The organism is Pseudomonas sp. MIL19, assembly GCF_028680365.1.
Taxonomy (GTDB): domain Bacteria; phylum Pseudomonadota; class Gammaproteobacteria; order Pseudomonadales; family Pseudomonadaceae; genus Aquipseudomonas; species Aquipseudomonas spirodelae.
Genome location: NZ_JAPPVG010000003.1, coordinates 46,725 through 58,919, shown reverse-complemented (window position 1 = coordinate 58,919; position 12,195 = coordinate 46,725). Strand labels below are relative to the sequence as shown.

The 12,195-nt window shown below is 58.4% G+C and carries 9 protein-coding genes; 8 read left to right on the top strand and 1 reads right to left on the bottom strand.

Features of this window, described 5'->3' with window-relative positions:
• The first annotated feature begins 11 nt into the window (after positions 1 to 11).
• The 8 genes from dnaE (at position 12) to ispD (ending at position 11,222) form a co-directional block, all read left to right on the top strand.
• Positions 12 to 3,533 (top strand): DNA polymerase III subunit alpha, encoded by a 3,522-nt coding sequence (gene dnaE, locus N1078_RS03360; RefSeq protein ID WP_274086787.1) that lies wholly within the window; start codon positions 12 to 14, stop codon positions 3,531 to 3,533.
• 168 nt (positions 3,534 to 3,701) lie between these two features.
• On the top strand, positions 3,702 to 4,652 hold the full coding sequence (locus N1078_RS03355) for an acetyl-CoA carboxylase carboxyltransferase subunit alpha (protein WP_274086786.1): 951 nt from the start codon (positions 3,702 to 3,704) through the stop codon (positions 4,650 to 4,652).
• A complete protein-coding gene (gene tilS / locus N1078_RS03350; protein WP_274086785.1) occupies positions 4,653 to 5,966 on the top strand; it encodes a tRNA lysidine(34) synthetase TilS in 1,314 nt (437 codons plus the stop codon).
• A 166-nt stretch (positions 5,967 to 6,132) separates the two neighbouring features.
• Positions 6,133 to 7,764 (top strand): CTP synthase, encoded by a 1,632-nt coding sequence (locus N1078_RS03345; protein WP_274086784.1) that lies wholly within the window; start codon positions 6,133 to 6,135, stop codon positions 7,762 to 7,764.
• Between the two features lie 4 nt (positions 7,765 to 7,768).
• Positions 7,769 to 8,614 carry a 3-deoxy-8-phosphooctulonate synthase gene (gene kdsA / locus N1078_RS03340; RefSeq protein ID WP_274086783.1) on the top strand — a complete coding sequence of 282 codons (846 nt, stop codon included), beginning with the start codon at positions 7,769 to 7,771 and terminating at the stop codon, positions 8,612 to 8,614.
• A 145-nt stretch (positions 8,615 to 8,759) separates the two neighbouring features.
• Positions 8,760 to 10,049, top strand: a complete 1,290-nt coding sequence (gene eno / locus N1078_RS03335; RefSeq protein WP_274086782.1) for a phosphopyruvate hydratase — start codon at positions 8,760 to 8,762, stop codon at positions 10,047 to 10,049.
• 184 nt (positions 10,050 to 10,233) lie between these two features.
• Positions 10,234 to 10,515 carry a cell division protein FtsB gene (gene ftsB, locus N1078_RS03330; RefSeq protein ID WP_090238823.1) on the top strand — a complete coding sequence of 94 codons (282 nt, stop codon included), beginning with the start codon at positions 10,234 to 10,236 and terminating at the stop codon, positions 10,513 to 10,515.
• Positions 10,512 to 11,222, top strand: a complete 711-nt coding sequence (ispD, locus tag N1078_RS03325; RefSeq protein WP_274086781.1) for a 2-C-methyl-D-erythritol 4-phosphate cytidylyltransferase — start codon at positions 10,512 to 10,514, stop codon at positions 11,220 to 11,222. Before ftsB ends, ispD begins: the two co-directional genes overlap by 4 nt.
• Position 11,223: 1 nt before the next feature.
• Here the strand turns inward: ispD and N1078_RS03320 are convergent, their stop codons facing one another.
• Positions 11,224 to 12,117, bottom strand: a complete 894-nt coding sequence (locus N1078_RS03320; protein WP_274086780.1) for a LysR family transcriptional regulator — start codon at positions 12,115 to 12,117, stop codon at positions 11,224 to 11,226.
• Between the last annotated feature and the right edge of the window lie 78 nt (positions 12,118 to 12,195).

The following is a 12,195-nucleotide window of genomic DNA, read 5'->3' as shown; positions in this document are numbered from 1 at the left end:
ATAGGACTGCCATGACCGCCTCGTTCGTCCACCTGCGTTTGCATACCGAGTTTTCCCTGGTCGATGGCTTGGTGCGGGTCAAGCCACTGATCAAGTCGGTGGCGGCTGCCGGCATGCCGGCCGTAGCAGTGACCGACATGAGCAATATGTGCTCGTTGGTGAAGTTCTATAAGGCGGCCATGGGCGGCGGTATCAAGCCGATCTGCGGCGCTGACATCTGGCTGGCCAGCGCCGAGGAAGACGGTCCGCTGAGCCGCATGACCCTGTTGGCGATGAACGCCAAGGGTTATCGCAACCTCACCGAACTGGTCTCGCGGGGCTGGAGTGAAGGGCAGAGTAATGATCTGGTGATCATTCAGCGCGACTGGGTCAAGGCCGCCGCCGAGGGGCTGATTGCGTTGTCCGGCGCCAAGGAAGGCGAGGTTGGTCATGCCCTGCTGGATGGCGAGCAGGCCACCGCCGAGGCCTTGCTGCAGGAGTGGATGGCGGTATTTCCTGAGCGCTTCTATCTCGAAGTGCAGCGCACCAACCGGGTCAACGATGAAGAGCACGTGCATGCGGCGGTGGCGCTGGCCGACAAGCTCGGTGCGCCGCTGGTGGCGACCAATGATGTGCGCTTTATCAAAGAAGATGATTTTGCCGCCCACGAGACTCGCGTGTGTATTGGCGAGGGCCGCAGCCTGGACGACCCACGCCGGCTGCGCACCTATTCCGACCAGCAGTACCTGAAGAGCCCGGAGGAAATGGCTGCGCTGTTCAGTGATTTGCCGGAAGCGCTGGAAAACACCATCGAGATTGCCAAGCGCTGCAATATCGAGGTTCAGCTGGGCAAGTACTTCCTACCGGACTTCCCCGTACCGGCTGGGTTGACCATGGACGAGTACTTCCGTCAGGTTTCCTTCGAGGGGCTTGAGGAACGCCTGGCGGTGCTGTGGCCGAAAGACACCACACCGAACTATGAAGAAAAGCGCCAGGTTTACATTGAACGGTTGAATTTCGAGCTGGATATCATCATCCAGATGGGCTTCCCCGGTTACTTCCTGATCGTAATGGACTTCATCAAGTGGGCGAAGAATAACGGCGTGCCGGTCGGTCCTGGCCGTGGGTCGGGTGCCGGTTCGCTGGTGGCCTATGTGCAGAAGATCACCGACCTTGACCCGCTGGCCTATGACCTGCTGTTCGAACGTTTTCTCAACCCGGAACGGGTCTCCATGCCCGACTTCGACGTCGACTTTTGCATGGACGGTCGTGACCGGGTGATCGACTACGTGGCCGAAAAATACGGTCGCAACGCGGTAAGCCAGATCATCACCTTCGGCACCATGGCGGCCAAGGCGGTGGTGCGTGACGTGGCGCGGGCCCAGGGTAAGTCCTATGGCCTGGCAGATCGCCTGTCGAAGATGATCCCCTTCGAAGTCGGCATGACTCTGGAAAAAGCCTACGAGATGGAAGAGCCGCTGCGCGACTTTCTCAAGGTCGATGAGGACGCCCGCGAGATCTGGGAGATGTCGCTTCGTCTCGAAGGTATTTGTCGCGGTACCGGTAAGCACGCGGGTGGTGTGGTAATCGCGCCGACCAAGCTGACTGACTTCTCGCCGATTGCCTGCGATGACGAAGGCGGTGGCCTGGTCACCCAGTTCGATAAAGATGACGTGGAATCTGCCGGCCTGGTGAAGTTCGACTTCCTCGGCCTGCGTACTCTGACCATCATCAAATGGGCGATGGAAACCATCAACCGCGAGCAGGCCAAGCAGGGCCTGCCTGACCTGAATATCGACTTTATCCCGCTGGACGACAAACCGACGTTCAGCATGCTGCAGAAGGCTGAAACCACCGCGGTGTTCCAGCTTGAATCGCGCGGCATGAAAGAGCTGATCAAAAAGCTCAAGCCGGACTGCCTGGAAGACATGATCGCCCTGGTGGCCCTGTTCCGTCCGGGGCCGCTGCAGTCGGGCATGGTGGACGACTTTATCAACCGTAAGCACGGTCGTGAGCCGATTTCCTATCCGCATCAGGACTACCAGTACGCGGGCCTGGAGCCGGTGCTCAAGCCGACGTACGGCATCATTCTGTATCAAGAACAGGTGATGCAGATTGCTCAGGTGATGGCCGGGTACACCCTCGGCGGTGCGGACATGCTGCGCCGCGCCATGGGTAAGAAAAAACCCGAGGAGATGGCCAAGCAGCGCGGCGGCTTTATCGAGGGTTGCGCCAATAACGGTATCGACGCGAACCTGGCGGGCAACATCTTCGATCTGGTGGAAAAATTCGCTGGTTACGGCTTTAACAAGTCGCACTCGGCCGCTTATGGCTTGTTGTCGTATCAGACGGCCTGGCTTAAGGCTCACCACTCAGCGGCCTTTATGGCGGCGGTGTTGTCGGCAGATATGCACAACACCGATAAAGTGGTCACCCTGATCGAGGAATGTCGCAGCATGAAGCTGCGCCTCGATGCGCCGGATGTGAACATCTCTGAGTACAAGTTCACGGTCAATAACGAGGGCTGGATTGTTTACGGCCTTGGGGCGATCAAGGGCGTCGGCGAAGGGCCAGTGGAGGCCATTGTCGAGGCGCGTCAGGACGGTCCGTTCAAGGACCTGTTCGACTTCTGCTCGCGGGTTGACCTTAAGCGCATCAATAAACGCACCCTTGAAGCATTGATTCGCAGCGGCGCGCTGGATCGTCTGGGGCCGCACTTCCATGAAGAGCTGAAAGCCTATAAAGCCAATATCGACCGCAATCGCGCGGTGTTGCTGGCGGCGATGGAAGAGGCGGTGCAGGCTGCCGAGCAAACCGCGCGTAGCCATGACAGTGGCCATATGGACCTGTTCGGCGGGGTGTTTGCTGATGCCGAGGCCGATGTCTATCTCAATCATCTGCGGGCCCGTGATCTAACGCTGAAAGAGCGCCTTAAAGGCGAGAAAGACACCCTGGGTCTGTACCTGACTGGCCATCCGATCGATGAATATGAAGGTGAGGTGCGGCGCTTTGCCCGTCAGCGCATTGTCGACCTTAAGCCTGCGCGGGGGGATCAGACGATTGCCGGGCTGGTGGTTAACCTGCGGGTGATGAAGAACAAAAAAGGCGACAAAATGGGCTTCATCACCCTCGATGACCGCTCTGGGCGGATCGAGGCCTCGTTGTTTGCCGAGGCGTTCAATACCGCACAAGCGCTGCTGCAAACCGATGCTTTGGTGGTGGTGGAAGGGGAGGTGAGTAATGATGACTTCTCAGGCGGCCTACGACTGCGCGCTAAGCGGGTGATGAGTCTTGAGGAGGCGCGAACTGGCTTGGCTGACAGCTTGCGGATTAAAGTCTCCAGTAGTGCTTTGCAGGGTGATCGCCTGCGTTGGTTGGCCGAGTTGTGTGGTCGCTATCGTGGCGCGTGTCCGATCACTGTCGACTACAGCGGCATCGATGCCAAGGCGCAGTTACAGTTTGGTGAGGGCTGGCGAATCGAGCCGGCTGACAGTCTGATTCAAGCATTGCGTGACCAGTTCGGCCGCGACAACGTCTTTTTGCACTACCGCTGATTTGCGAGGCCTAGGCCTCGCTGGTTGGTCGTGATGCCCAGTGGGTTCTGCATTGAAAAATTTCGTGCAGAACCGGGTGTCGACCTGAATGCGCCTGCTGCTATAAGGTAGGGCGCGATAACGGATACAGCTCCCGGCCACTTGGCCGTCGACGCAAGACGGATGACTATGAACCCGAACTTTCTCGATTTCGAACAGCCGATCGCCGACCTGCAAGCCAAGATCGAAGAGCTTCGCCTGGTCGGTAACGACAACTCGTTGAACATCACTGATGAAATCGCTCGTCTTCAGGACAAGAGCAGCTCGCTGACCGAAACTATTTTCGGCAACTTGAGCAGCTGGCAAATCGCCAAGCTGGCGCGTCATCCGCGCCGTCCATATACCCTGGATTACTTGCAGCACATCTTTACTGAATTTGATGAGCTGCATGGCGATCGTCATTTCTCTGATGACGCTGCTCTGGTGGGTGGCGTGGCGCGTCTGGACGGTGAGCCGGTGATGGTCATCGGTCACCAGAAAGGCCGTGAAGTGCGCGAGAAAGTACGTCGCAACTTCGGTATGCCGCGTCCAGAAGGCTACCGCAAGGCCTGTCGCCTGATGGAAATGGCTGAGCGCTTCAAAATGCCGATCCTGACCTTTATCGATACGCCGGGCGCATACCCAGGTATCGACGCCGAAGAACGTAACCAGAGCGAGGCGATTGCCTGGAACCTGCGTGTCATGGCACGCCTGAAAACCCCGATCATTGCCACTGTAATTGGTGAAGGTGGTTCCGGTGGTGCCTTGGCGATTGGCGTGTGCGACCAACTGAACATGCTGCAGTACTCCACCTATTCGGTGATTTCGCCGGAAGGTTGTGCCTCGATTCTGTGGAAAACCGCAGACAAGGCGCCGGATGCCGCTGAGGCGATGGGCATTACCGCTGAGCGTCTGAAAGGCCTGGGTATTGTTGATCAGGTGATTGGCGAGCCGCTTGGTGGTGCGCACGCTGATCCAGCGGCTGCCGCTGAATCGGTACGCCAGGCGTTGCTAGGTCAGCTGGACATGCTTAAGACGTTCGACACCGAGGCTTTGTTGAAGCGTCGTTATGAGCGTCTGATGAGCTACGGCATCGCTTAAATGACCTTGAGCGCCAGGTTGCTGGAATCTCTGGCGCCCTGGCGCAGCGCGCCGGCTTGGCATATCGCCTTGTCCGGCGGGCTGGATTCCACGGTGCTGTTGCACCTGCTGGCCAGCCTCGCGCAGCGCGAGGCGCTGCCGCCACTTTCCGCTATTCATATTCATCATGGCTTACAGGCTGCGGCCGATGCCTGGCCCGCGCATTGCCGTGAGCTGTGCGCGGAGCTGTCTCTGCCGCTACAGATCGAATATGTTCAGGTCGCACCGGGCGCCAGCCTTGAACGGGCTGCTCGCGATGCCCGTTATGCAGCGCTGGCTGCGCGTCTTGCACCTGGTGATGTCGTGCTGACCGCACAGCATCGCGACGATCAAGCAGAAACCCTGCTGTTTCGTCTGTTGCGCGGTGCTGGCGTGCAAGGTCTGTCGGCCATGCCGGTGAGTCGCGGATTGGGTGCGGGGCGCCTGGTTCGGCCACTGCTGAATTGTTCGCGTGCTGAGCTGTTGGCGTATGCCCACAAGCAGCAATTGAGCTGGGTCGAAGACCCATCAAATGCCGATGAACGGTTCTCGCGTAATTATTTGCGTCGTCAGGTGTTGCCGCCATTGTTCAAGCGTTGGCCGCAGGCGTTGGTCAGCCTGTCGCGTAGTGCGGCGCACCTGAGTGAGGCGGGGCAGTTGCTGGATGAGTTGGCGCAGCAGGATGTCGCTGCGGCTGAGGCGCCTAATGAGTTTGCCTGGCTGGCATTGCCAAGTCTGGCGCTGCCGGCTCTGCGTGACTTAAGTGAGGCGCGTCAGCGTAACGCGCTGCGTTACTGGTTGCGGCCGTTAACGCCGATGCCCGATAGCGAACATTGGGCGGGTTGGCAGGCGCTGCGTGATGCAGCGGTGGATGCCGCGCCGTTATGGAGGCTTGCGGCGGGGGAGTTGCGCCGCAGTGATCAGCGTTTGTGGTGGCTGGCGGGAGACTGGTTGCGATCACCTGCCGCGCCCAAGATTACGATTCCGGGTGGCCAGAGTATGGTGTTGCCGGGTAATGGCAGTGTGCGCATTGATGGGGTGTTGCCAGCGGGTGCGTGGCAGTTGGATTACCGGCGCGCAGGCGATCAGCTTCAGGTGCTCGGGCGCGGGCATCGCGACTTAAAGCGCTTATTCAATGAATTGCGGGTGCCGGTTTTTGTCCGTGATCGCCTGCCATTGATGCGTTTGGATGGCCGTGTGGTGGCCGTCGCCAATCTGCCAGGACTGCAAGGTGCGCACGATGGCAGCTGGCAATTAAATTGGCAGCCGCCGACGAGCGATCAAGGTTTGAGCTGATAAGCCCTTTCCGGTAGACTACGCTCCCGTCTTACTAGTGCTTTTGTTGACTCCCTTGGGAATCGACAGGGCTAGCTTATTGCAGTTGCTGCAACAAGTGGCTTGGGTACTCCTTCGCTTTCCTCGGCGGCACTTGCCGCTTAAACGCAGACTTCTAGGGTTCTTCATGACGCGCTACATATTCGTCACGGGTGGTGTTGTTTCTTCATTGGGGAAAGGCATCGCCTCGGCTTCATTGGCGGCTATCCTGGAGGCGCGGGGCCTGAAGGTCACGATGCTCAAGCTGGATCCCTACATCAACGTCGATCCGGGCACCATGAGCCCGTTCCAGCACGGTGAGGTGTTCGTCACCCACGACGGCGCTGAGACTGACCTTGATCTGGGCCACTATGAGCGGTTTATCCGCACCACGATGACCAAGAGCAACAACTTCACCACCGGTCGCGTCTACGAAGACGTGCTGCGCCGTGAGCGCCGTGGTGATTACCTGGGCGCGACCATTCAGGTCATTCCGCACATTACCGACGAGATCAAACGCCGCATCATCAAGGGTGCTGGCGATGCCGACGTGGCCATGGTCGAAATTGGTGGCACGGTTGGCGACATCGAGTCGCAGCCGTTCCTTGAGGCGATCCGTCAGTTGCGTGTGGAAGTCGGTGCCAAGCGCGCCATGCTGATGCACCTGACGTTGGTGCCGTATATCGCCACCGCTGGTGAGACCAAGACCAAGCCGACTCAGCATTCGGTAAAAGAGTTGCGCTCCATCGGCCTGCAGCCGGACGTGCTGATCTGCCGTTCTGACCATCCGATTGATGTGTCTTCGCGCCGCAAGATTGCGCTGTTCACCAATGTTGAAGAGCGTGCGGTGATTTCCCTGGAAGACGTCGACACCATCTACAAGATTCCGGGTGTCCTGCATGCTCAGGGTTTGGATGATTTTGTCATCGAGCGTTTTGGCCTGGAATGCAACAGTGCTGATCTGTCTGAGTGGGATCGCGTGGTTGATGCCAAGCTGAATCCAGAGCACGAAGTCACCATCGCCATGGTCGGTAAGTACATGGAGTTGCTGGATGCCTATAAGTCGCTAATCGAAGCGATGAGTCATGCCGGTATTCAGAACCGCACCAAGGTCAATCTGCGTTATATCGACTCCGAAGATATCGAAAACAAAGGCACCTCGTTGCTCGAAGGTGTGGATGCGATTCTGGTACCGGGCGGTTTTGGCCTGCGTGGCGTGGAAGGCAAAATAACCACGGTTCAGTACGCTCGCGAAAACAAAATTCCTTACCTGGGTATCTGCCTGGGTATGCAGGTCGCAGTCATCGAGTTCGCTCGTAATGTGCTGGGCTGGAGCGATGCCAACTCTTCTGAGTTCGACACCACGAGCCAGCATCCAGTGGTCGGCTTGATCACCGAATGGCAAGACGCGACCGGTGTAACCGAGCAGCGTACCGATGCTTCTGACCTCGGCGGGACCATGCGTTTAGGCGCTCAGGACTGTCAGCTGGAGGCCGGTTCGCAAGTGCGCGCCTGCTACGGCAAAGATGTGATCGTCGAGCGTCATCGTCATCGTTACGAGGTGAACAACAACCTGCTGCCACAGCTCATTGAAGCTGGGCTCAAAGTTACCGGTCGCTCCGGTGACGGCGCGCTGGTTGAAGTGGTCGAGGCGCCGGATCATCCGTGGTTCGTGGCGTGCCAGTTCCACCCGGAATTCACCTCCACGCCGCGTGACGGTCACCCGCTGTTCAGTGGCTTCGTCACTGCCGCGTTGGCCCAGAAAGCTAAGAAGGCATAAGGATATGGCGCAGAAAATCATCAAGGTTGGCGACATCGAAATCGCCAACGACAAGCCCTTCGTGCTGTTCGGTGGCATCAATGTCATCGAATCCCGCGATCTGGCCATGCGTGCCTGTGAAGAGTATGTGCGAGTTACCGAGAAGCTCGGCATTCCCTACGTGTTCAAGGCCAGCTTCGACAAGGCCAACCGCTCGTCCGTGACCTCATTCCGTGGCCCTGGCCTGGAAGAAGGCATGAAGGTCTTTGAGGAAATCAAAAAGACCTTCGGCGTGCCGGTGATCACCGACGTACATGAGCCCTATCAAGCCCAGCCCGTGGCTGATGTCTGCGACATTATTCAGTTGCCGGCGTTTCTTTCACGGCAGACCGACCTGGTCGTGGCCATGGCCAAGACCGGTGCGGTGATCAATATCAAGAAGGCCCAGTTCCTCGCGCCCCAAGAGATGAAGCACATCCTGGCCAAGTGCGAAGAGGCGGGGAATGACCAGCTGATTCTCTGCGAGCGTGGTTCCAGCTTCGGCTACAACAACCTGGTGGTGGACATGCTCGGCTTCGGCATCATGAAGCAGACCAACTACCCGGTATTCTTCGACGTCACCCACGCGCTGCAAATGCCGGGTGGTCGCGCCGATTCTGCCGGTGGTCGTCGTGCACAAGTCACCGATCTGGCCAAAGCCGGCATGAGCCAAGGCCTGGCGGGGCTGTTTTTGGAAGCCCATCCGGACCCAGATAACGCCAAATGCGATGGCCCCTGCGCCCTGCGCTTGGACAAGCTGGAGCCGTTCCTCACCCAGCTTAAGCAGTTGGATGACTTGATAAAGAGTTTTGCGCCGATTGAGACTGCCTGAAACGGTAATTCTCCGGTAAAGTGCGCTTTGTATACAATCTGGCTGAATAGTCGGTACATATTGTGCGCTGGATTAGCCTTCAGTGCGCAATAAGTGTGCATCTCAGTACTACCTTTTTCGTCAATTTTTTGGAGTGCTACACGCAATGGCAAAGATCGTCGACATCAAAGGCCGTGAGGTTCTCGACTCCCGTGGTAACCCGACTGTGGAAGCCGATGTAATTCTTGAAGGCGGTATCGTTGGCAGCGCCTGTGCGCCGTCCGGTGCCTCCACGGGTTCGCGTGAAGCGCTGGAACTGCGTGATGGTGACAAGAGCCGTTACATGGGCAAGGGCGTACTGAAGGCCGTGGCCAATATCAATGGCCCGATCCGCGACCTGCTGCTGGGTAAAGATGCCATCGACCAGAAAGCGCTGGATCAGGCCATGATTGCGCTCGACGGTACTGAGAACAAAGCCACCCTGGGTGCCAACGCCATCCTCGCGGTATCCCTGGCCGCGGCCAAGGCAGCTGCTCAGGCCAAAGGCGTGCCGTTGTATGCGCACATCGCCGATCTAAACGGCACTCCAGGCGTTTACTCGATGCCGGTCCCGATGATGAACATCATCAACGGCGGCGAGCACGCCGATAACAACGTTGATATCCAGGAATTCATGGTGCAGCCGGTCGGTGCCAAGACATTCTCTGACGCACTGCGTATGGGTACCGAGATTTTCCACCACCTCAAAGCGGTACTCAAAGCCCGTGGCCTGAGCACCTCTGTCGGTGATGAAGGTGGTTTCGCACCGAACCTGGCTTCTAACGAAGACGCCCTTGCTGCCATCGCCGAAGCTGTGGCCAATGCCGGCTACACCCTGGGTGATGACGTTACCTTGGCGCTTGACTGCGCTTCCAGCGAGTTCTTTAAAGATGGTCAGTACGACCTGGCTGGCGAAGGCAAAGTCTTCAACGCCGAGGGTTTTGCTGATTACTTGGCCGGTCTGTCCGAGCGTTACCCGATCATTTCCATCGAAGATGGTATGGACGAGTCTGACTGGGCGGGCTGGAAAGTCCTGACCGACAAGATCGGTGACAAGGTTCAGCTGGTTGGCGACGACCTGTTTGTGACCAATACCAAGATCCTCAAGCGCGGTATTGACGAGTCAATCGGTAACTCGATCCTGATCAAGTTCAACCAGATCGGCACCCTGACCGAGACGCTGGAAGCCATCCAGATGGCCAAAGCAGCGGGTTACACTGCCGTGATCTCGCACCGCTCGGGTGAAACCGAAGACAGCACCATTGCCGACTTGGCCGTGGGTACTGCTGCTGGCCAGATCAAAACGGGTTCGCTGTGCCGTTCGGATCGTGTGTCTAAGTACAACCAGCTGCTGCGTATCGAAGAGCAGCTTGGTGCTAAAGCTCCGTACAAGGGCCGCGCCGAGTTCCGTGGCTAAACGCCGCTGCGTTTGACGTTACAGCGTTGCGCCTTGTGGCCCACATGGATGTGGCTGATGCCGTTGCCCGCCGGGAGCGGGTTCGGCACTAGTCTTCGCTCGCGATGTTTTCAGTGATCACTCAAGGCATGGTAAAAGGGGGCGGCGCGAGTCGCCCCCTTTTACGTTCGGAAGCTTTTTCGCTATGCGCAATAATTTTTACTGGGTGTTTATCGTGCTGATTGCCGTGCTGGCAGGCCTGCAGTATCGCCTGTGGGTGGGTGATGGCAGCTTGGCGAAGGTGGCCCAGTTACAGCAGCAAATTGCCGATCAGCAAGGTGAAAACCAACAGCTGCAAGAGCGTAATCGGATTCTCGAGGCTGAGGTTATGGAGTTGAAAAGCGGTATGGAGACCGTCGAAGAGCGTGCGCGACACGAGTTGGGCATGCTTAAAGAGGGTGAAACCCTCTATCAGTTGGCTGAATGAGTAGCCACGAATTTCCCCCTTTCTGGGCGCTGATCCCAGCTGCTGGCATCGGTAGCCGGATGCGTGCCGATCGGCCCAAGCAGTACCTGCAGCTGGCCGGCAAAAGCATTATTGAACACACCCTGATGTGCTTTCTTGAGCACCCACAATTACGCGGCGTGGTGGTCAGTCTGGCGACCGACGATCCCTATTGGCCAACGCTGGCCTGTGCCAGTGACCCGCGCATTCAGCGGGCTGACGGTGGTGCCGAACGCGCTGACTCAGTACTCAATGGTTTGCTGCGCTTGAATGAATTGGGCGCTGAGGATCAAGACTGGGTATTGGTGCATGATGCCGCGCGGCCGAATTTGGCTCGCAGTGACCTGGATTTATTGCTTGCCGAGTTGGCCGATGACCCGGTGGGTGGGTTGCTCGCTGTACCCGCCCGCGACACGCTTAAACGGGCGGGTGCTGATGGTCGTGTGCAGGCTACAGTTGATCGTTCGACCATCTGGCAGGCTTTTACCCCGCAGATGTTCCGCCTAGGTGAGTTGCAGCGCGCGCTGGCTGATGCGCTGATTGCCGGTGTGGCAATTACCGATGAGGCCTCTGCTATGGAGTGGACGGGGCAGGCGCCGCGGCTTATTGAAGGTCGTGCAGATAACCTCAAAGTCACCCGCCCAGAAGACCTGCAGGGCCTTAGCCTGCTCTGGCAAGGGCGCTGCTAGCTCAGTCCTTGCGGTATTCGCGGCGCTCGCCGAGCCCCTGCTTAAGAAAGTCCACCAGCTGCCGCACTTTGGGCGAAAGGTGCCGCTGCTGCGGGTAGATCGCCCATACGGCGGTGTCGGGTGGCTGCTGGTTATCCAGCAATGAAACCAGTGCGCCGCTGCGCAGATGCTCCAGCACGTAGTAATCCGGCAGTTGGCACAAGCCCACCCCGCGCAACGCGGCTTCCAGCACCGCCTGGCCGCTGTTGCAGCGCCAGTTGCCCTGTACCCGCATGCTGGTATCCCGGTCGTTGGTCTGAAAGCTCCACATATCCGAACTACCTATCAGGCAATTATGTTGGCTCAGCTCGGACAGCGAGTGTGGCCGGCCATAGCGCTGCAGATAGCCGGGGGCGGCGCACAGGTACAGTTGTCGCGAAGCCAGCCTTGCGGCCACCAAGCGCGAATCCTGCAAGCGCCCCAGGCGGATAGCCAGGTCCAGGCCATCGTGCAGCAGGTCGAGGGTGCGGTTCGTCAACTCGATATCCACCCGCAATTGCGGGTGCTGGATCATAAACTCGGTGACCAGCGGCACAATAAAGCGTTCGCCGTAGGCTACTGCGCAGGTCATACGCAGCAGGCCCTTGGGTTCACTGCCCAAATCGCCGACGGCGCGCAGCGCTTCTTCGCGTGCGTCCTGCAGGCGCTGGCAATGTTGCAGGAAGGTTTGCCCGGCTTCGGTCAGTGCTACGCGGCGGGTGCTGCGGTAGAACAGGCGAGTCTGCAGGCGTTCTTCCAGGCGGGCGATCTGCCGGCTGATCTGGGATGACGACAAGCTCAGGCGTTCGGCGGCGGCGGTGAACTGGCCACATTCGGCGACGGCGACAAATTCATCGAGACCTTCCCAGCGGTTCATAACGGTTTCTCTCAGAGGGTTGCCGGCAGATTATCCCTGTGCGGCAAGAATGTTTTGTTTTTTAACAGATTAATCTTT

Excerpts from the sequence above, each read along its gene's own strand:
- dnaE (WP_274086787.1), top strand. The coding sequence starts at position 12 with ATGACCGCCTCGTTCGTCCACCTGCGTTTGCATACCGAGTTTTCCCTG.
- N1078_RS03355 (WP_274086786.1), top strand. The coding sequence starts at position 3,702 with ATGAACCCGAACTTTCTCGATTTCGAACAGCCGATCGCCGACCTGCAA.
- tilS (WP_274086785.1), top strand. The coding sequence starts at position 4,653 with ATGACCTTGAGCGCCAGGTTGCTGGAATCTCTGGCGCCCTGGCGCAGC.
- N1078_RS03345 (WP_274086784.1), top strand. The coding sequence starts at position 6,133 with ATGACGCGCTACATATTCGTCACGGGTGGTGTTGTTTCTTCATTGGGG.
- kdsA (WP_274086783.1), top strand. The coding sequence starts at position 7,769 with ATGGCGCAGAAAATCATCAAGGTTGGCGACATCGAAATCGCCAACGAC.
- eno (WP_274086782.1), top strand. The coding sequence starts at position 8,760 with ATGGCAAAGATCGTCGACATCAAAGGCCGTGAGGTTCTCGACTCCCGT.
- ftsB (WP_090238823.1), top strand. The coding sequence starts at position 10,234 with ATGCGCAATAATTTTTACTGGGTGTTTATCGTGCTGATTGCCGTGCTG.
- ispD (WP_274086781.1), top strand. The coding sequence starts at position 10,512 with ATGAGTAGCCACGAATTTCCCCCTTTCTGGGCGCTGATCCCAGCTGCT.
- N1078_RS03320 (WP_274086780.1), bottom strand. The coding sequence starts at position 12,117 with ATGAACCGCTGGGAAGGTCTCGATGAATTTGTCGCCGTCGCCGAATGT.